This window comes from Bacteroidota bacterium (genome assembly GCA_016718825.1).
Classification (GTDB): Bacteria; Bacteroidota; Bacteroidia; order J057; family JADKCL01; genus JADKCL01.
Map to the genome: position 1 here is coordinate 189970 of JADKCL010000008.1, position 19128 is coordinate 209097.

17 protein-coding genes are annotated in these 19128 nt (G+C 50.4%); 4 read left to right on the plus strand and 13 right to left on the minus strand.

From position 1 onward, the window contains the following. Positions 1 to 3 precede the first annotated feature (3 nt). Complete coding sequence (locus IPN95_11740) at positions 4 to 558, minus strand: NUDIX hydrolase (protein ID MBK9450054.1); 555 nt, start codon at positions 556 to 558, stop codon at positions 4 to 6. A 110-nt stretch (positions 559 to 668) separates the two neighbouring features. On the opposite strand from IPN95_11740, the gene IPN95_11745 reads away from it, so the two are divergent. Genes IPN95_11745 through IPN95_11755 form a run of 3 tightly spaced genes read left to right on the plus strand, consistent with a single transcriptional unit; the run spans position 669 to position 2885 of the window. After that, complete coding sequence (locus IPN95_11745) at positions 669 to 1262, plus strand: ribonuclease HII (GenBank protein MBK9450055.1); 594 nt, start codon at positions 669 to 671, stop codon at positions 1260 to 1262. Positions 1263 to 1271: 9 nt separating this feature from the next. Beyond that, positions 1272 to 2138 carry a hypothetical protein gene (locus tag IPN95_11750; GenBank protein MBK9450056.1) on the plus strand — a complete coding sequence of 289 codons (867 nt, stop codon included), beginning with the start codon at positions 1272 to 1274 and terminating at the stop codon, positions 2136 to 2138. Between the two features lie 3 nt (positions 2139 to 2141). Further along, positions 2142 to 2885, plus strand: a complete 744-nt coding sequence (locus IPN95_11755) for a hypothetical protein (GenBank protein MBK9450057.1) — start codon at positions 2142 to 2144, stop codon at positions 2883 to 2885. A gap of 61 nt (positions 2886 to 2946) precedes the next feature. Here the strand turns inward: IPN95_11755 and IPN95_11760 are convergent, their stop codons facing one another. The 11 genes from IPN95_11760 to lpxK all read right to left on the minus strand — a co-directional run bounded on the left by IPN95_11760 (position 2947) and on the right by lpxK (position 13880). Then, a complete protein-coding gene (locus tag IPN95_11760) occupies positions 2947 to 3741 on the minus strand; it encodes a hypothetical protein (GenBank protein ID MBK9450058.1) in 795 nt (264 codons plus the stop codon). Positions 3742 to 3920: 179 nt separating this feature from the next. Continuing rightward, positions 3921 to 4898 carry a hypothetical protein gene (locus IPN95_11765; GenBank protein ID MBK9450059.1) on the minus strand — a complete coding sequence of 326 codons (978 nt, stop codon included), beginning with the start codon at positions 4896 to 4898 and terminating at the stop codon, positions 3921 to 3923. A gap of 67 nt (positions 4899 to 4965) precedes the next feature. Next, entirely contained in the window at positions 4966 to 5607 is a 642-nt protein-coding gene (locus IPN95_11770) for an acetyltransferase (GenBank protein MBK9450060.1), read from the minus strand. A gap of 13 nt (positions 5608 to 5620) precedes the next feature. Then, positions 5621 to 7054 carry a hypothetical protein gene (locus IPN95_11775; protein MBK9450061.1) on the minus strand — a complete coding sequence of 478 codons (1434 nt, stop codon included), beginning with the start codon at positions 7052 to 7054 and terminating at the stop codon, positions 5621 to 5623. A gap of 9 nt (positions 7055 to 7063) precedes the next feature. Next, positions 7064 to 7372, minus strand: a complete 309-nt coding sequence (locus tag IPN95_11780) for a hypothetical protein (protein MBK9450062.1) — start codon at positions 7370 to 7372, stop codon at positions 7064 to 7066. Between the two features lie 71 nt (positions 7373 to 7443). Continuing rightward, entirely contained in the window at positions 7444 to 8007 is a 564-nt protein-coding gene (gene frr / locus IPN95_11785) for a ribosome recycling factor (GenBank protein ID MBK9450063.1), read from the minus strand. A gap of 13 nt (positions 8008 to 8020) precedes the next feature. Beyond that, positions 8021 to 8725: a UMP kinase gene (locus IPN95_11790; protein MBK9450064.1), complete on the minus strand. Its 705-nt coding sequence runs from the start codon at positions 8723 to 8725 to the stop codon at positions 8021 to 8023. Positions 8726 to 8793: 68 nt separating this feature from the next. After that, positions 8794 to 9624: an elongation factor Ts gene (locus tag IPN95_11795; GenBank protein ID MBK9450065.1), complete on the minus strand. Its 831-nt coding sequence runs from the start codon at positions 9622 to 9624 to the stop codon at positions 8794 to 8796. A gap of 178 nt (positions 9625 to 9802) precedes the next feature. Continuing rightward, positions 9803 to 11806: a hypothetical protein gene (locus tag IPN95_11800; protein ID MBK9450066.1), complete on the minus strand. Its 2004-nt coding sequence runs from the start codon at positions 11804 to 11806 to the stop codon at positions 9803 to 9805. 180 nt (positions 11807 to 11986) lie between these two features. Further along, on the minus strand, positions 11987 to 12802 hold the full coding sequence (locus IPN95_11805) for a purine-nucleoside phosphorylase (protein MBK9450067.1): 816 nt from the start codon (positions 12800 to 12802) through the stop codon (positions 11987 to 11989). A 1-nt stretch (position 12803) separates the two neighbouring features. Then, complete coding sequence (gene lpxK, locus IPN95_11810; protein MBK9450068.1) at positions 12804 to 13880, minus strand: tetraacyldisaccharide 4'-kinase; 1077 nt, start codon at positions 13878 to 13880, stop codon at positions 12804 to 12806. 178 nt (positions 13881 to 14058) lie between these two features. On the opposite strand from lpxK, the gene IPN95_11815 reads away from it, so the two are divergent. Further along, the gene (locus IPN95_11815; protein MBK9450069.1) at positions 14059 to 14739 is read left to right on the plus strand and encodes a carboxypeptidase-like regulatory domain-containing protein; all 681 of its coding nucleotides are present in this window, start codon (positions 14059 to 14061) and stop codon (positions 14737 to 14739) included. A gap of 588 nt (positions 14740 to 15327) precedes the next feature. Here the strand turns inward: IPN95_11815 and IPN95_11820 are convergent. Next, positions 15328 to 19041, minus strand: a complete 3714-nt coding sequence (locus tag IPN95_11820; protein MBK9450070.1) for a PKD domain-containing protein — start codon at positions 19039 to 19041, stop codon at positions 15328 to 15330. Positions 19042 to 19128: the final 87 nt, after the last annotated feature.

The following is a 19128-nucleotide window of genomic DNA, read 5'->3' on the forward strand; positions in this document are numbered from 1 at the left end:
CCGCTACAGCTTCCCCTCCAATTCCAAAATCCTGAGCTTGTAAATCGCTGCCACGGTCAACGAATCGCGGATCACGCGTTGCTCGACGAGCGTGTAGGCCTCCGAGAGCGTCATTTTCCGCAGATGCAGCTCCTCGGTTTCCTCAGGCGAAGCCTCGCCTTCGACCAATCCCGTCGCCAAGTACACAATGGCACGTTCGTCGCTCACGCTGTTGCTGAGGTCCATTTCCAGCAAAACCTCATAATGATGTGCCGTGAGGCCGGTCTCTTCTTTCAATTCGCGTTTGGCGCTGTCGAGCGGATCGATGCCGATGGTCCCGCCGCCTTCCGGAATTTCCCAGGAAAAGGCCTCCAAAGGAAACCGGTATTGGCCGACCATCCAGATTTTGCCGTCTTGGTAGGGCACAACCCCGATCGCAAGGTTGTGAAAATGCACCACCCCATAGATGCCCGGTCCACCCGCCGGATTGAGCACTTGATGCTCCGTGACGCGAATCCACGGGTTGTTGTAAACCTCTTTGGAAGCCAGAATCTTCCAAGGATTTTTCATTTCGTTCATATTGACCTATTGGGTTTTGGGGCAGAGGTGCTTAGATTAACCGTCCCAAATCTACGGCTTGCCCGCGAATCTGCGAAGGCTATGAGAGGAGGACTTATTCGCACGGCATAATGGCCCTTCAAAATCAACATACACCCGGCATTCTGGAAGCTGGCCTCGATGAGGCTGGTCGCGGTTGCTTGGCCGGGCCTGTCGTTGCCGCCGCAGTCATTTTGCCCGAGGATTTTTTCCATCCCGTGCTCAATGACAGCAAGCAACTCAGCCACAAGCAGCGCCTTGAATTGCGGGATGTGATTTTGGAGCAGGCGATTGACTGGGCGATCGGGATTTATTCGCATGCGCAAATTGATCAGGTTAATATTCTGAAAGCCAGCCATCTGGCGATGCACCAAGCAGTAGATGCGCTGAATGTGAAACCGGAAGCCTTGTTGGTGGATGGGAATCGGTTTATTCAGCATGCCATCCCGCATACCTGCATGGTCAAGGGGGATGCGCGGTTTCGGAACATTGCCGCGGCCTCGATTCTTGCGAAAACCTACCGCGACGACATCATGGAGATGCTGCATCAGGAGCATCCGCAGTACGGTTGGCTGCAAAACAAAGGTTATCCAACAGAGGTCCATCGCCTCGCTGTGGCGGAATTCGGGCTTTCGCCTTACCATCGCCGCAGTTTCAATTCGTCGATACAATTGCAATTATTTTAAGATAGCTACATGCGCGACTTCGAAGCTTTTTATACAGAAATGCATGCCGAGGACATCGAACCTCATGTTGTAGAATTGGAATCCAAAGTGGGTTCCAAACCGTACCAAGCCGATTCGTCAGCGGAAATCGAGCAGTTGTTTGAATACCTCCAAGGTTTGATCATGCTCAACCGTCACGCAGAGGCGAGCACCGTTTTTACGGCCTTGCGTCCGATTATTGATGAATTCCGGGAAAAGCATCCCGATGATGAAGGTGCGCTGGACTATTTTTTTGAATGGAGCATGTTGGCCTTGCGGTTGACGGTCGAATCGCGCTCCTCTTTTGTGAGTCTCCCGCTGTATCATGAATTGTTGGAGACCTTTGACGAAGGGCCTGTAAAATTGCGTTACCGAGGCGTTCAAGCACGTTCGCAATTGGTGCGCCACCTCGATTTTTGGATCGGCAAAGGCGGTAACCCGGACAATCTACCCGAGGAGGACATGGCCTTCATCGTGCAGGCCAAAGACGAATATGAGGCGCGCAGCGAAGCCGCCATCGAGGAAGTGTTGGAACGCGAGGACTACGTTGCAGCCGTGCGCCTGCTACGCAATGCCGCGCAGTTCTACATGATGATGAACCGGCCCAACGACGTGATCGCCTCCTACAAAGAGGCCTTGGAATATGTGCCGCTCACGCCCAATTACCATGAATCCGATATGGCAGACATCTACATGCAGCTCGGACAGGTCTTTTTGGGCTATAAAAAGTTCGAGGTGGCCAAGCGCTACTTCGTGCAAGCCCGTGACATCTACGAAGCAGGCGGTGAGGATTTGGAAATGTTGGCTTTTCAGGCCGACGGCTGGGTGGAGGAGGTTTCTCGGAAGATTAAGGCGTAGAAGATGGTGAACGGGCTTTCATTTTTTATCGGAGAATGTCGAAAATGGAAGTCAGCGTTTGCCTTGATCGTTCTGATTCAGTTTTTTACGCTTTCAGCATGTGACTCGCTCGATTCTACTGAAACCCTAAATGTTCAGGACTTTCAATGGCCGACGTTGGTCGATAGGACCCATGCGGATTCCATCCTTTGGTATCCCCAAGATCTTCCTTACGACGGTGGTTTTAGAATTGGCTACCTAGGTGAATTGCGACCGGAGATTGTTCTAGAAGGGTGGTTTTTTGATCTTGAGCCCTTTGAGGACGAGGGGGAAAGAGGCGAATTTCAGCATTGGGGAGCATCGCGCCTCGTCCTTTTTGTAGATACCTCGCAATCCTTATTGGAGCCAATTTTGGAATTCCATATGCCAGGACAGCCATTTAAGTCCCAAGCGCTGCACGTCCTTCCCATTTTTGTTTGGAATCCGACCAATGATACCGTAGGTATCGGATATGGTCATTTCCTGCGCGGTGATTTGATGCGATGGAACCGCGAAGGCCAATGGCAGAAGATCAGTAAACCCTATTTTTTCGGTTGTGGGACAGGGATTTTCGATATACTGTTACCTCCGCAGCATATCGCCGTGGCTTTGCTTCCTTCCTATCGAGGAAGGCTGAAATCTCGTCTGAGATTTCAGCTTAATGATCAGTTTTCCAATGAATTTTTTGGTGGATTTGATAGTCTCCCAACTTCATTGGATGATCGATAGCCGATTAGAATTGAGGTACTGAGTCGAATGGAATGTGTTGCTCCAAGTAGCTTGTGAAACTTCACCCCCAATTCCAGATGCGAAGGTCGTCCCAAAATATGATTGCCCCAGTTCCGGATGCGTTGGAGAGGATGCCGAATGAGACCCTGCTGAAATAGTTGTTGCCGCTGTCGGATAAGTGGAAACTGACCTTGGGCAGTGTTTCCGTGCTCAAGGCTTCAAGTACAAGTGCATCGTCTTGCCAAACTTTCACGTAGCCGCGTGAGCGGCTCTCGGCGAGGTAGGCAATGTCGAGGTGAACCCATTGGTCCGTTGGAACGGCTGTTTTTTGCGCTTGCGGCTGGAGAAGGTCGCTCAAGCCCATTTCGCTGCGATCCAATGCCAATGCGCCATCTGCGTCCAAATAAAAGCTCACCGAAGATCGTTTGTCCTCGGTTTGAGCGTCTTCCAAGCGCAAGATTTCAAGTTCGGTATTGCCTGAATAGGAGGGGATGAAAATCCAACAGTTAATGGAAAAGATGCTTTGATCACGTAAAAAGAGGTTCTCATTCGAAATCAGGCAACTGGTCGAAATACTTCGGGTTTGATCACCGTCGGCGGCAAAACGTATCGCTGCATCCGCGGAATGTACCGTATCGCGCACGACCATCGCCGTATTCCCGGACCGCGAAATGCCAAAGGAAGCCCAATTTTGACCGCCGTTAAGCAGATCATCTGCTTCGTCAATCCCCTCGAAATCGCATTCGATGCCGCTAATCCGATCGATGTATTCCTCTTTTTTGCAGGCATTCATTCCGAGAATACAACCGAGGAGGACCAATGCCAACGATTTTGCTGTAATTCTTTTATTGCACATGTTCATTCAAAATGCGGGCAATCCATTGTTTGTCAGGATGCTATCCGTAGGATAAAGCTAGTCGAGATTTTTGTTGCTTGCAAGGCAATTGAAGCATCTCAACGGTGCAAAAGTTTTTGCACAAAAAAAGGCAGCCTCGCTGAACGAGGCTGCCGTCTTATTCTTTGCAAAGGAAACGATTAGTCCTCGTCTTCCTCGTCGTCGTTTTTCTTCTTTTTGGGAGCCTTTTCCTTGGCGGGTTTGGGTTCCTTGCCAGCCTTTGCAGGTTTCTCCTCCTCTTCCCCCTCGTCTTTGTCGGCCTTTGCAGGCTTTGACTTGGCTGGCTTGTCAGCTTTTTCCTCATCGTCTCCGTCGGCTTCCTCCTTTTTCTTCTTCTCTTCGTCCTTTTTCAGGTCGAAGTAGTAAGCAGCACGGACGGAAACATTGCTGCCACGCAGCGCCCATTCGAAGTAATTGTCGGGAAACTCTTCAGGATCAGCAGTTGCCGTTGAAGGATCGTAGTTTTGATGCAAAACCCGCCATTCTTGAACCGAACCTTTAAACAGCGTCCTCGTGCTGATGCCCCAAACAAGGGAAACATTGAACAGGTTGCCTTTTGCGGTTTTCATGTCCACGCCAACGCCAAGAAGCACGGAAGTCAGCGGGAATTTTTGCTTTGGAATTTCATACACGTGGTGAATGAATGCGCCCCCGGAATCAATGGGGGTCATTGGGCTTTTGATCACAGTGCTGTCGGCAAAGCTGAAGTCGAAGCTGTGGCCTGCCATGACATTGAAAAAGCGGTTGCCGCCATCGCCCATAGGGATGCGGTAGTTGATGCTCAAGGGTAGGCTGACCAATACAGCATTTTTCTTGATGCTCGTAAAGGAAACGCCTTCGCCACGTTCGGGCTCCCGCAAATTAAAAGAGCGAATTTGTCCTTGCACGCCCAACTGCAAGCGCACTTTTTCGTCGAATTGATAAGCGAGATCCACTCCACCTGCTGCAAAAAGACCTGGCGCATTGCGGATATAATACTGGCTCGTATCCTCAATGACAAAGTTCTTGGCATAGGTCATCCCAAGCTGCACACCAGGCCCGATAAAAAGCTGCGCAGATAAGCCGTAGGAGGCCATCATCAGCAAGCCCAAGATGACTATTGAAAGTCGTTGCTTCATATTTAATTTCGCGAAATACAGTGCAATATACAACTTTTTCAGGATGCAGGACCGAATTCGAAGTGACCTACTTGGATTCCCGTGCAGGGATTCCCATATAGGTGGCATTGCCTTCAAGGTCTTCCGTGACGACTGCGCCGGCTCCCACGATGCTGTGATCGCCGATTTTGATGCCCGGTAAAACCACCGCGCCGGTTCCCAAGATGGATAAGTCGCCGACTTCAGCGCCACCGCTCAGGTGCACGCCCGGATGCAGGGTCACAAAATCGCCCAAACGGCAATCGTGGCCAATGGTCGAATTCAAATTCACCACGCAGAATGCACCGATTTGAATATTCACTGTCAGCACGGCCCCGGCACAGACGATCGCCCCGCCACCGAGCTGCACCTCATCGCTCATGACGACAGATGGATGGACAAGCCGCAAGGGATGCAAGCCATGCTGCTGATAATCCAAGGCGAGCTTAGCACGCAGCGTCGAATCCCCGACTGCGAGGACAAAACGCACGCTCGGATCCAAGTTTTCAAATGCCCAGGCATCATCTCCCAAAACAGGCAACCCTTGGATATGAGAGACCGCATCCGTCGAAATGAATCCCAAAACGGAATAAGGCATGTCACTACCGCCGGCGGATTTGTTGATGTCTTCGATGAGCCAAAGGACCTCACGCGCAAAACCGCCGCTACCGACGATCACTAATTTTTTCATGGGGGAAAATTACTCAAATCTTCTCATAGACATAGATGCCGTTCTTCGTATTTACCTCCTCACCCTCCAGGAATTGCAAAAGCCGGTACTCGGATGTTCGGGATTCAAAAAACGCCCGGTCGTAGCCGCTTTCCACTTTGGCAAACCAAGTGTCCAGCACAATCAGGCATCCGGCCGCCGGATTGTCGGCGTTGTAGCGATTCAAGGAGCGGTATTGGGTGGGGTCAAAGGGATCGATTCCGCAGAAGTATGCAGCAGAAGGGTGGGCACTGTATATTTTTCGATTCAGCAGGCCTTTTTCCCGCATTGCTGCAGCCGTTTCCTTTAATAATTGTTGATCCACCGCCAGGCTCAATTCCTTGATATCGATCGACGCCGGATTGGGAATAAAAGGAAAGGCAAGTATATAGGCCGCGATTCCACCCAGCAACCCAATCCGAATTTTTGAAAGCTGGGCTGGGATCCATTCTAGCAACCGTGCGATGCCCGAATGGGCTATCAAGGCACCGAGCGGTAAAATCGCAATCATCACACGCAGCAGGCCCATGCTATGCCCGGTTCCGGAAACCCAAAAATAGCAGTGGGCCCCAAAGTAGATACAAAACGGGCCGAAAATGAGCGCGAGTTCATCCATGGGCCTCACCATACGTTGGATCGCCATTCGAAGGGGAAGCATCAAAAAGCCCAGCAAAGTGAGAACGTAAATGGGGATTCCGACGACATAGAGATACATTTTCGGGAAATGCAGAAAATCGCCCAATCCGTAGTTGAGCGGCTTTCCGGCGTAAGGATTGTCCGTCCAAATCCAGAGAAAATCCCCCATGAAGATCCCTCCCAAAATGGCATATACGACAGTGCCGGATGCGAGAAAGGGCATAGATTTCCATTCTCTTCGCCAGCCAAGCCACAATCCGAATACCGGAAGCAGCAAAAATCCTTCGGTCCTGACAAATGGCAGCATCGAAAGTAGGAGGGCACCCGCAATGGATTTGCCGCTCAAGAGCCAAAAGACCCCAAGTATGAGGACAAACGCGAAAAGTGGTTCGGTAAGACCCGAAAGTTGAGAAAGAAAAAATTCTGGAGCGGCTAAGACGAGGATCGGCGCCATCCAAGCCCATTTGAAGCCCAGTTGCTTGGCATTCTGGTAAGTGAACCAGCCCGTCCCAAGCGCGAGCAGGCATTGGAACAGTTTCATACCCCCGAATCCCAAGGCTGCGAATGGCGCAGCCACCAAAGTGAAAAACGGTTTGCCCCAGTGACTCAGAAGATTTTCCGGATGTTGAAACGCGTAGTGGGCGATTTGGTAATGCATCACGCTGTCGCCAGCGTCGTAAGTGCCCGATGAGGAGAGGGAAATGCAGAGAGAAAGGATGAAATAAACAAGCAATCCGAGCGCCACAAGCCGCTTTTCAAAGGAAGATGGCTGCAGAGAGCCGATTGCTGTCATCGGGGAAATTTAGAAAATGTCGGGTCCCAAATCGATGTTTGCGGGATCTTGGTAGTTCTGGATCGCAGTCTCCAAGCGCGCAAAAATGAATGCACAGGGGATGAAAAACGGCTTTGCATGCACCTTGAGCCATAACTCCTCGGTATGTGCAGTATAGCGGTATTCCGCCTCCACGCCAATATCGGCACTGTGGATGCGCCCTTCATGCTCATCGGGAAATTCAAGGCCCATAGCGCGCAATTCGTTGCGGATATAAGCCAATTTTTTATCACAGATGCCTTGGTAGGCTTTGGGATCACATGCCATTTCCGAATCCATAGAGGGCTATAGTAAAAACAAAAACGCAGAACCTTGGGCAAAGTTCTGCATTTTCTATCATTTTTGGCAGATTAGATCGTCATGATCTCTGCTTCTTTTTTCTTGAGGACTTCTTCGACCTTTGCGATGGAGCCATTTGTGATCTCCTGCATTTTTGCCTCGCCGTTTTTGATCTCGTCTTCGGAGACTTTTTCGTCCTTGAGTTTCTTGATCATATCATTGTGATCGCGGCGGATGTTGCGCATTGCAATTTTGGCGTTTTCGCCTTCGTCGCGGGCCTGTTTGACCAAATTCCGACGACGTTCCTCGCTCGCAATCGGCACCGGAATGCGGATGACATTGCCGTCATTTTGAGGATTGAAGCCCAAATTGGCCTCTTTGATGCTCCTCTCAATGGTTGCAATGCTCTTCCTGTCAAAGGGTTGGATCACCAACATTCTTGCGTCTTGGGCAGAAATGCTTGCGAGCTGGTTGAGTGGCGTTAGGGCGCCATAGTATTCGGCACGAAGGCCATCCAACATTGCAGGATTGGCTTTGCCTGCACGAATCTTGTTCAACTCAGTATCCAAGTGAACCAAGGTTTTCCGCATCATTTCCTCGGCTTCATCGAGGATCATTTTTACATTTTCGTCCATAAATTGAAGAAAATCAGCTTACTAAAGTTCCTACTGCTTCGCCGAGAACAATCCTCTTCAGGTTCCCCGGCTCGTTGATGTTGAAGACAATAATAGGCAATTTATTCTCTTGGCACAAAGTGAAGGCGGTCATGTCCATGACATTGAGGCGCTTGGAAAGCACGTCGTGGAAGCTCACCGCATCAAATTTGAGCGCAGTCGGATCCTTTTCCGGGTCGGCGCTATAAACACCGTCGACTTTGGTACCCTTGAGAACGACATCGGCCTCGATCTCGATGCTGCGGAGTGCTGCAGCGGTATCGGTTGTGAAATAGGGGTTGCCAGTTCCGGCACCGAGGATCACAATCCGGTGTTTTTCAAGGTGGCGCATGGCGCGGCGACGAATGTAGGGTTCGCAGACGGCCTTGATTTCAAGCGCACTCATGACCCTTGTTTTTGCACCAAGGTTTTCCAATGCATCCTGCAATGCCATGGCATTGATCACCGTGGCCAACATACCCATGTAATCACCTTGGGCGCGGTCCATGCCACCTTCTTCGAGTTGGATGCCCCTGAAAATGTTGCCCCCACCGATCACGACGGCAACTTCAATGCCGAGGTCACTCACCTCTTTGATTTGGCGCGCATAAGTGAGCAGCGTTTCAGTGTTGATCCCGAAACTTTTGTCGCCCATCAGGGCTTCTCCGCTCAGTTTGAGCAATATCCTCTTGTATTTCACAGGCGATGGATTAGCAAACAGGGAATATAAAAAGGGAGAGACTTTCGTCTCTCCCTGTATCGTAAGCCTTAGGCGCCAAGCTGTACCCGGGCAAAAGCTTTCACTTTCAAATTCGGGTTGGCCTCCTTGAGGTATTGAGCAACAGTTTTGGAAGTGTCCTTGACAAAGTCTTGGGCAAGCAGGGTATTTTCTTTGAAATACTTCTGCAACACGCCTTGTGCGATTTTGTCGACAATGGCTTCCGGCTTGCCTTCGGCAAGTGCGCGCTCGCGGCCGAATTCAAGTTCTTTAGCGACAATTTCAGCTGGAACCTCTGCTTGATCCACAGCAACAGGCTTCATCGCGGCAATTTGCATTGCGACGTCCTTGCCGATGGCTTCGATGTCTTCGCTGCCGACACCAACGAATGCCACTGCTACGCCAACGCGTGCTCCTGGGTGGATGTATGTGATCACACGCTCACCTTCGACGCGCACGAATGAGCGAATCTGGATTTTCTCGGCGATTTTGCTCATCGCTTCCAACAAGTGGTCGGCAATCGATTGGCCATCCAAGTGCATCGGCAACAATGCCTCGACATTGGCAGGATGGTTTTCAAATGCAACACGGGCAATGCCCTGACCCAAACCTTGGAAATACTCATTGCGGGCAACAAAGTCGGTCTCGCAGTTGAGTTCAATCAAAGTGGCGGCAGTGTGGCTGTGCTGCACGAAGACAGAACCTTCGTTTGCGTCGCGGTCTTGGCGATTGTCAGCAATTTTTTGGCCTTTCTTGCGCAAGATGGTGATCGCTGCTTCGCGGTCGCCTTCGGCTTGCTCAAGTGCCTTTTTGCAGTCCATCATTCCCGCACCAGTGGCCTGGCGCAGCTCATTTATTTCTTTCGCTGTAATCGTTGCCATTTTTGTACTAAATGTAATCTCTAATTCAGGCTTTTAGAATTCGGGTGCAAATATAGGGAAAGCAAAGGACAATTGACAATGGAAAATTGACTTTTGATCTTGCGATTGGTGGGTTGTGAGATAGATTCCACTCAATGAAGTGAATTTGCCATCTTTATCCGAGGTTTTTGCCGTTTTCTCAGTCAAAAAAGGTCCAATTCAAGCCCAGTGTCAATTGCCTGACGGGCATTGGATAACCCATGGTGGTGAAATACCCTTCTTGCGGCAAGTTTTCCAAAAGGTTGATCATCTTGACATACAGGTAGGCGCGTTTGATTTGCGTAGCAAAGTAGCCATCCAGTCTCGGGTACCCCACCTGAACATAGTCGTCTTGCCTGTAAAAAGCCTGTGAAGCCGGATCGAAATAGGGCGCTGAAAACGAGCTGAAATACCAGCAATCAACCCCTAGACGAAGAATTCCAGCAAATTTGAGATCCTTGTTTTCGTAAAACAGGCTTGTTTTGGTGTAGAATTTGGGCTGCGATGCGCGGAAAAGTGTATCCAACTTTTTTCCTGCGGAAGAGAATCCTTGCAATACCGTTTCTGTTTCCAGGAAAAATTTGCCTGCATGCACCCTCAGCTTGAATTCTGCACCTGCAAAAACAGCTGATTCCTTGAGACTCACGCGATCCCAACCTTTCGGGGTAAAATAGATCATACCCGATTGTCTCGTCGTAAAAGCAGCGATTCGGATCGAATTTCCACGCAATTCGCCCGTAGTGGTCCATTGATCCTTGCCACGCAATTCAAGACCGAGACTGAAATGGTTGATGCGCCGATTGCTCAAGTTCGTGAGCGTCGCCATGTTATTCCCCGGACGCGGATCACCAAAAGCCTGTTGCAGGGTCGGATTGCGGCCATAGCTCAAAAGATGCAATTGCAGGGCCAAGGGCCTGTGCGTTTTTGTGATGGTGGCCGAGTCTTCGGGCTTCAGCGGCGGCCCGGGCACGCGGTGACTATAGTCGAGCTGCCATTTTGGAAATCGATAGGCCAAGTCCAATTCGGCATACGACTCTGGATTGAATACATTTGAAAAGGTCTGTCTATAAGTCCAGTTTGCTTCCAATTCACGGGGATTGGGATTGCTTTTCAGCTGCCCTTTCCAGAGAAAGGAAAACCGAAGAATGTCCATGGATTGGAGGTTTTTCTCAAATTTCCCAAATTCCTGCTCCAATTCGATGCGTTGCCTAGCCTGAAAGTTGGGCGCCATGTAACGATAGGTGATGCCCGCGTCGACCTTTTTGCGGGTATATTCCGATTTCTCGTAAAAGTAGGTGGAATCAAGCCCGATGGTCGGATAGACGGGATATAGACCAAGATTCAATTCCGGTGCAACCTCGTTGTCGATGAACTGATTGATCAGATAATCCGCCAGAAATCCATTGTAAACTTGGAGATAATGGCGGGTGCCCGTGGTGTCTTTGGTGATGCGATAAAAGTGCCTGAAGGACCCTGCCCTGGAAAGCCTGCGATAATTGGCTGACTCGAGCAACACCGGTTGCGTGCCTTTTTCAAACTGTGCCGAATCCGGTAGCAGCAATAAAACACCGCCATTGATCGCATCGTCATGCTTTTGAAGCAGAAAGTGTCCGTAGGCTTGGTAGCGTTCGTTCAGCGTATGGAAATTACTTGTTGCGCCGAGCGTGTTGTGGTCGGTCACGAAGTTGCTGTACACGCCGTTGCATTGGCGCCTGTAGTACAGAAGGCTTACATTGACCAAGGGATGCACGTTTTGGGCTACATCGATGCGTAATTGGGCGGCGTCTGCCCGGCCTTGGGCGTAATAGGCATTGACGTAGGGCGTGCGGGTGTCGTAGTAGCGCATCCCATGTTGTGGATCAAGAAAATAGACATTCTCTGAGCCGTTAATGGGATGGACATAGTTTCCGAGTTCAAAATTGCTGGCTTCGGTCCCGTATTTAAAGCGTTGGTAAGGTTTTCCCCATTGTCCAAGTGTCGTTGCGAAGCCGCCCACACGGTCAATGAAGTCGGGATACATCAGTTCCTCAAGCTTGAAATTGGCGTCTTGGCGCAGCGTGTGGCCATTCATCTGAGCCAATGGCGTAAGCCAGTCGGTTTTTACCTTGATTTTTTTTACGCGCTGCGAATCAGGAAGCAAGTGTATCATCCTGATAGTCTTCATCATCTACGCTGAGCGAGTCATTGCGTGTATTTTGTGCAGACAGTTGGACTGGACCGCAGCAATGGAAAAGAAAGAAAAAAACAGCGGAAATGAAGCCCATCAACACCCTCCCCGAACGCGTTTTGACCGGGTTCGGGAAGGGTAGATGGATGTGGGACTGCTTCATTGCCAATTGTTTTCTCAGGAATTGTCTTCCTGAATCATGCGGCTGAGGATACGTGTGAGCTTGGGCTCAGCCTTGATGGCGGTGTCAATGATGTCAGGCACGTTGGCGGGCTCAAGGTGATCGGGATCACAGAGGTCAGTCACGACCGAGATCGCAAATGTGCGAAGGCCCATGTGGTTGGCGACGATGACTTCCGGAACGGTACTCATGCCGACCACGTCGGCACCGATCATGCGCAGGAAGCGGTATTCTGCACGGGTTTCCAAGTTGGGACCCGAAACGCTCACGTACACGCCCACATGCGCACGAATGCCTTCTTCCTTGGCGATCGCGACTGCACGGGCCACGAGCCCTGGATCATACGGACGGCTCATATCTGGGAATCGCGGTCCAAATTCATTAACATTCGGTCCTGCAAGCGGATTCTCGGCTTGCATGTTGATATGGTCATCGATGATCATCAGGTCACCTTTTTGGTAGCTCAGGTTCATGCCCCCTGCCGCATTGCTGATGTACAACGACTGAATTCCAAGCAAGCGCATGACACGAATCGGGAATGTGATTTCGGCCATATCATAGCCTTCGTAGTAGTGAAGGCGACCCTGCATGGCCACCACTTGCTTTTCGCCGATGGTGCCAAAAATCAATTTGCCGAAGTGGCTTTCTACTGTGCTGACCGGGAAATGCGGAATAAAATTGTAGGCAATTTCCTTTTCGATTTTGATTTCATTGACCAGACCGCCAAGGCCCGTGCCCAAGACGATGCCTACTTGTGGTTGACCGGTGTAATGCTGGCGGATGTATTGAACCGCTTCTTTGTAACGCTCCATTTTAAATCTTTGGTGTGATATTTTTGATTTTCCGTTCCACTTCTTCCCAACCATTCGATGGCGACATGCCGACCTCCAAGTAGAAAAGGGGAAGCGCTGCATGGTTTTTTATCCAAGGCAACGCTTTCAACCGAAAAAAGTCCTTTTCCGTGGTCAGGATCAAAGCGGGGGCCAATTTACCCTTAATTTCTGTTTGCGCCTCAAAGCCCTTGAATAAATTCTCCAGCTCATGCTCCGAATAGTCGTGGTGGTCAGGGAAGGCGGCAAAGTCATTTAGGTTCATTCCCAGGGACAAAATCGTTTGTTGAAAATGTGCATTGTTGCCAAGCCCCGAAAATGCGTTTACCTGCATTCCTTTTAGCTCTTCAAGTGGGATCGCTCCTGATTTTTCGGGGAAGAATGGATGCAAGCTGATCGGTCTCATGGCCATTTGGGCGATCGAAAGGGATGGAAAAGCTTCTTGCAGGATGTTTTTTGCAGCATTTGCCGTTGAGTCATCAGCAAACTTCGTGAGCACGAGTGCATGTGCCCGTTTCAATCCACCGAGGGGTTCGCGCAATCGACCTGCAGGTAGAAGGCCATCGGCTGTCGGCATGCGGGTCACGTCGATCATCACAAGGTCGAGGTCACGCCTGATACGGCGGTGTTGAAAGGCATCATCCAAAACCAAGACATCAATCGCGCGAATAGCTCGAAGCCGGTTGGCGCCTTCGACGCGGTCTTCACAGACTGCTACGGAAACGTTGGGAAACTTGGATGCAACTTGAAAGGCTTCGTCTCCATATAAATCGGCAGATCCTCCCGGAAACGGCTCCACCAAGGCAAAGCCTTTGGATTTGCGACCATAACCGCGCGAGAGATATGCAGGACGAAGACCCATTTCGAGGAGTTTTGCAAGCAAAAACTCGGCCATGGGTGTCTTTCCGGTGCCGCCGACGGTAATGTTTCCGATAGAAATGACAGGAATGCCAGCTGAATACGTTTTTTTCCAGCCCCAATCAAAGGCCAAGTTGCGAAGGGATAGAATTCCGCCGTACAACCAAGAAAACGGTAACATCAGGATTTTTCCTGCCTTCATTCGCGAAAATTAAGGAAAACATAGCTTACAGCGTAGTTTGGAATGCAGGCAAAGAGGAATCCTGAACCAATCAAACTATCTGTATGACTTTTTCGTTTGTATTCAATGAGCGATTCAGGCAATCATGGTGATGATTGTCAGGCGCGCAAATTGCGCACGATTTAATATCTTTGGAGCGATGGTTCGCAAAATCGGCATTCTCTGTTTGTTATCGGTCTGTTTGGTCGCGGGTTCTGCCCACGCACAGCTGAAACGTGTCTATCAACTTTCAGGGTTGATCGTTAACCGGGCCACCCATGAGGCGGTCCCCTACGTGCAAGTGCGCATCAACAACAGCCGGCGCGGCACCGTGGCCAATGGGGACGGCTTTTACAGCATCCCTGTGGTTGAAAACGATACCATTTATTTCTCTTCGCTGGGTTTCCTTACCACCCAATTTGTCTTTGCGGACTATATGAAGGAATACCAAGGTGATGCAAACTCCGCCTACGTATATGCGATCAACTACCTTGAAGAGGATTCGATCCTGATTTCCGGAATTACCATTTTTCCCTACAATACCCCTGGCAAGCTGCGTACTGCGATTATTGAAACGGAGGTTCCTGAAGATGTCGAAAGTGCCAATGCCCGCCATAACCTGAGTCCAAAGACCATGGATGTCCTGATCGGTGGTCTCAAGGTCGATGAAGGAGAGCGAATCATGGTCGCAAGACAACTTTATTATAACCAGCAGATGCACAAGCATGTGGCCCCTACGATGCCCTTGTTTGATCCGATTGCCGTCTATCAACTGCTCCGCTACATCAACGACAAAACCAAGGCCCGCAAGGAAAAGGATCTCAACTACTGGAACGACTAAAGCTCCCTTTTTTCTTCGAATCCCATTGATTGGAAGCTTTTCCAGCGCAGTGCGCAGCCTTTTTCCAGAAGTTCTGCTGGTTCAAAATGTTGCTTGATCTCCAAATTGAGTATATCGAAACCGATATGTTTGCTTTTTGGGTTTCGAAGCATTCGTCATCTTGAACAAGATTGCCTGAATCAAGATCAAAATACCGCCTTGAGTCGTCATTTCTCAGCAAGCCCGTTGGAATAATTGCCAATGCGTCCCTTGCTGTGTTTTTGATTTGAAATCGGCCTTCCGGGCCAACCAAATGTGCAAATAGGATTTGTTGGTCGTAACCTTCCCTGCATGTCCATTCCGCAGCAGGCAACTTCCATTCTGAGCGTGCGTGTTGCTTTAGGCCTTGGCCGAATAGGCTTCTGCTTGGAATTGAACCCCAAAATTCTGGCTTCGCTTGAAGGTTCGTTTTGAGGCTTTCTACTCCAGGTGAATGGATTCTCGAAGCCCAGTTGCACTTGTTGAGAAGGTTTCATCCCAAGTAACCAAGCCTGTACAAAATCAAAAAAGCGGACCGAAGCCCGCTTTTTTGAAATTTTTGCCAATCGATTAACGAATGATCGTCACCGTGCCTGACTTGCGCACTTTGGTTCCGCTCCACTCAACCGCATTGATCACGTAGGTGTAGGCATCTTCGGGCATGTCTTTACCATCCCATTTGAAGCTCAAGTCATCACTTGAGAAGACCAATTTGCCCCAGCGATCAAAGATGTCGATGTGGAAGGTCGTAATCAAGGTGGTAAATACTTCAAAGTAATCGTTGAGTCCGTCTCCGTTGGGCGTGAAAGCCGTTGGGACGAAGATGTGGACGATTTTGTTGACTTTGATGTACATCGGCAAGGAGATGACGCGCATACATCCATCTGCATTGTAGATGGTCAATGTCACGTCGTAGGTACCTTCTTCGCTGTATTGATGCACGGGATTGACGTCGGTAGAAGTGGACCCATCGCCAAAGTCCCAGAGGTAGGAAGTGATCGGGCCGAAAACCTCGCGGTCAACCGTGAATTCGACGACAGCATTGGGAAGGTCAACAACCTGTGAGTTCACATGGAAGTCAACATTTGGGAGGCCACGGACAATCGCAAACACTGGAACCTTGGGTGAAAGGCAGCCGTCAATGTCACGTAGGCCAACAAAATAGACCGTTGTTGCTTCAAGGGGTGGCGTGGTAAAGTATTGGTTACCTACCCAGAATGGGTCTTCGGTAGCGTCAATGCTGTAAAACCACTCCAAAGTGCCAAGACTTGGGTCAGGATTTCCTGCGTACAGTGTTGCCTGCTCGCCGTAGCAAACTGTGTCATTCACCGTAATCGGCAGTGTAATCTGCGGTACGTTTACCGGGATCACAATGGTGGTTACACACCCGCGGCTCGTGGTTACGGTCAAAGTGACCGCATAACTGCCCGGTTGGGTGAAGCTGTGAATGGGATTTACAAGTGTCGACGTGTTGTTGACTCCTGAAGCTGGATCACCGAAATTCCAGTTGTGGAGATCCAATGTTGTGCCATTTGGATCTGTCAGGCTCGCTTGTGATGTAAACGTGGTAATGGTATTCCAGCAGCTGTGATCCCATGTGAAATCGGCAACGGCGTTGGGGAATACGATGACCGTTTTGGTGCGGCTATTGGTGCATCCATTGGCATTGGTCACGGTCAAGGTCACGTTGTAGAGACCTGGGCCTGGGAACAAATTGGTAGGATTCTGCGCGTTGGACGTTTGGCCAGAACCAAAGTTCCACTGCCAAGAAGTGATCGGCGACTGCGATGTAGATGCATCGGTAAACACCATGGTGGTACCGTCACAAACATCGTCGAAATTGAAATCTACCTGTGGCAGTGGGTTCACAATCACGCTTTCGGTGACAGTGTCGCGGCAGCCGTTGGCACTTTCAATGATCAGTTGCACATTATAGGTACCGGCTGCGGTGAAAGCATGGGTGGGGTTTTGAACCTGTGAGATGTTATTCCCTTGGCTCAATGGGTCATTGAAGTTCCAATTCCATGCTGTGATTCCACTTGGGCCTGATCCAGCGATGGTGCTCAGGTCTTGGAAGGTGGTGGTATTCCCGATACAAACCGTGGTATTGCCAAAGTCTGCGACCGGTTTGTTGTGCAAGTTCACAACATAAGTTGCAGCAGGACCAGGGCAGCCGTTTTGGCTAGCTACGACGCTGACCGTGGTGCTGTTCATTACGTTGTTGACGGTGATCGACTGCGTACTTGCACCGGTGCTCCAGAGCCAGCTTGAGCCACCTGCTGCTGTCAGCACGGTCGAACCGCCTGGGCAGACACTGTCAACACCTGTAATGATTGCCGTTGGGCCAAAGGATACGTTGACCGTTGCAGAGGCTGGGGGGCTTGCGCAACCGTTGCCATTGACGATAACCGTGTACGTCGTTGTGGAGTTGGGGCTCACCGTGATGCTCGGTGTTGTTGCGCCTGTGCTCCAAAGGAACGTGGTGCCGCCACCCGCTGTGAGGGTTGTGCTTTGACCGTTACAGATGTTCAAGTTACCTGCAATCGTAGCCGTTGGCACAGGATAAACGACGACGGTAACATAGTCGATCGAGGTACAGAATCCAGAGGTAGCCGTCACTGTGTAGTTAAACGTCTGAGGAACGTTACCAGGCAGCGTGAACTGGAAAGTAGGCGTTGCGATTGCTGGATTGCTCAGGCCTGTCGAAGGGAACCATGAGTAGGTCTGACCCAGCGGCAGGTTGGCATTCCCCAATTGAATAGGCAAGCCAGAGCAAATCGAAATGTCAGGGCCACCGTCAGAGGTTGGACCGTTAGGGATAATCACGACGGTGGTCAGGTTGCTCACGCAACCAAAGGCGTCGGTGATTTGCACATTGACGTTGTAGGTGCCCGGACCTGGGTAGGTGTGATTAAATGTCTGCGTTGTATTGTTGGGGTTGACGTTCAAGTTGCCGTCTCCCGACCATACATATTGGTATGGGCCGGTGCTACCTGTACCAGGGTTGGCCGAGAGGGAAACGTTGGTACAACCCGTCGGAGTCGCTGTAATTCCCGCACCCGGTAATCCGCCGACCACGTTAATGGTGATGGTAAACTGATTTTGACCAGGAATTGGGCAAGCATTGTCGCGAATGGTCACCAAGAAGGTGTAAACGCCCGTGGTGGTTGGCTGCCAGTTGAAGTAGGCAGTTGGCAAGGCACCTGTAAGGGTATCAATCTGCGTGGCGTTGCTGTTGGTAAATGTAGCGCCAGGGATGTTTTGGTTCCAGAACACGGTATGTGTTTGACCAACGTTGGGGTCTACGGTCGGAATCTGGAAGCTCACTGTTGTCCCTGCACACATGGTGACGGAGAATGGGCTTGTTGCAGCGCCACCGGTCACGTTGGAGATACCCGGAGTCGTAGGGACCGTATTGTTGGGGCAAGGAATCACCGTCATCTGAATATCGCGAACGATCGTGTTGATGAGGACACCGTTTCGCCATTCTCCAACATACACGCAAAGCACGGCAGTCAATATGTTGCCTGGTTGCGGCACAACCGTGATGTCACCCGTAGTTGGGTTGATGGAAACGTTCCAACTGCTGCCAAGTGGCGCATTTTGGGAAAAGCCTGCAGCGTAGGTGACGAGTGTATTGGGAAGCGTATTGTAACATGGGCCAAGGCTGTAGGAAAGCGAGTCATTTTCAGGGTCAAATGCACCTTGATTGAAGGTGTAGGGTTGGCCTTGGCAAATATAAGGCACTGGAGGATTGGAGAATTGTGGGGAGCTGTTACACGGTGTGATGTTCGTGTTCAGTGTGGTCGCATTTGTTGCAATCTGCTGCCCACCAGGGTTGTTGAGGGAAGTAATTGTCGGATTTCGGCAACACTCTGTCCACGTGATCGTGAAGATACAGTTGGGAACGTTGCATATATTATAATCTCGATACCAGAAAAATTCCTCAACACCGTTGATCGCTGCACCTGGGTTGGTGCAACGTGTGGGCGCACCCGGGCAAACCGGTGTCACCTCTGTTGTCACCTGAGCAGACCATCCGCCAAGCGCTTGCGGTTGGCCGCAGCCTGGAGTCTGAGCGACAAAGTTCACGTTGGTACCAATGAAGTTGGAGCCCGTACAGTCCCGGTATGCCCGCAAAAGCACGCGAATGGTGCAGTTGTTGAGACACTGGTAGACCAAGTCCACCCCCATCAAGTGGGTGGCTTTTGCTTGCTGTGGCGCCACAAATGTGCTTGCAATGAGCGCGAAACAAGCGATGAAAAATACTGATATCCTCTTCATGCCAAATTAATTTCAAGTGTTGGGGGCGGCAAAGCCCGAATCAAACTTAGAAAACTGAAAGCAAAAATTGCTGAGAAGAAATTGTCC

What these genes read in the sequence shown, in the direction of transcription:
- IPN95_11740 (MBK9450054.1), bottom strand. Translation starts at nt 558, where the DNA reads ATGAACGAAATGAAAAATCCTTGGAAGATTCTGGCTTCCAAAGAGGTT.
- IPN95_11745 (MBK9450055.1), top strand. Translation starts at nt 669, where the DNA reads ATGGCCCTTCAAAATCAACATACACCCGGCATTCTGGAAGCTGGCCTC.
- IPN95_11750 (MBK9450056.1), top strand. Translation starts at nt 1,272, where the DNA reads ATGCGCGACTTCGAAGCTTTTTATACAGAAATGCATGCCGAGGACATC.
- IPN95_11755 (MBK9450057.1), top strand. Translation starts at nt 2,142, where the DNA reads ATGGTGAACGGGCTTTCATTTTTTATCGGAGAATGTCGAAAATGGAAG.
- IPN95_11760 (MBK9450058.1), bottom strand. Translation starts at nt 3,741, where the DNA reads ATGTGCAATAAAAGAATTACAGCAAAATCGTTGGCATTGGTCCTCCTC.
- IPN95_11765 (MBK9450059.1), bottom strand. Translation starts at nt 4,898, where the DNA reads ATGAAGCAACGACTTTCAATAGTCATCTTGGGCTTGCTGATGATGGCC.
- IPN95_11770 (MBK9450060.1), bottom strand. Translation starts at nt 5,607, where the DNA reads ATGAAAAAATTAGTGATCGTCGGTAGCGGCGGTTTTGCGCGTGAGGTC.
- IPN95_11775 (MBK9450061.1), bottom strand. Translation starts at nt 7,054, where the DNA reads ATGACAGCAATCGGCTCTCTGCAGCCATCTTCCTTTGAAAAGCGGCTT.
- IPN95_11780 (MBK9450062.1), bottom strand. Translation starts at nt 7,372, where the DNA reads ATGGATTCGGAAATGGCATGTGATCCCAAAGCCTACCAAGGCATCTGT.
- frr (MBK9450063.1), bottom strand. Translation starts at nt 8,007, where the DNA reads ATGGACGAAAATGTAAAAATGATCCTCGATGAAGCCGAGGAAATGATG.
- IPN95_11795 (MBK9450065.1), bottom strand. Translation starts at nt 9,624, where the DNA reads ATGGCAACGATTACAGCGAAAGAAATAAATGAGCTGCGCCAGGCCACT.
- IPN95_11800 (MBK9450066.1), bottom strand. Translation starts at nt 11,806, where the DNA reads ATGAAGACTATCAGGATGATACACTTGCTTCCTGATTCGCAGCGCGTA.
- IPN95_11805 (MBK9450067.1), bottom strand. Translation starts at nt 12,802, where the DNA reads ATGGAGCGTTACAAAGAAGCGGTTCAATACATCCGCCAGCATTACACC.
- lpxK (MBK9450068.1), bottom strand. Translation starts at nt 13,880, where the DNA reads ATGAAGGCAGGAAAAATCCTGATGTTACCGTTTTCTTGGTTGTACGGC.
- IPN95_11815 (MBK9450069.1), top strand. Translation starts at nt 14,059, where the DNA reads ATGGTTCGCAAAATCGGCATTCTCTGTTTGTTATCGGTCTGTTTGGTC.
- IPN95_11820 (MBK9450070.1), bottom strand. Translation starts at nt 19,041, where the DNA reads ATGAAGAGGATATCAGTATTTTTCATCGCTTGTTTCGCGCTCATTGCA.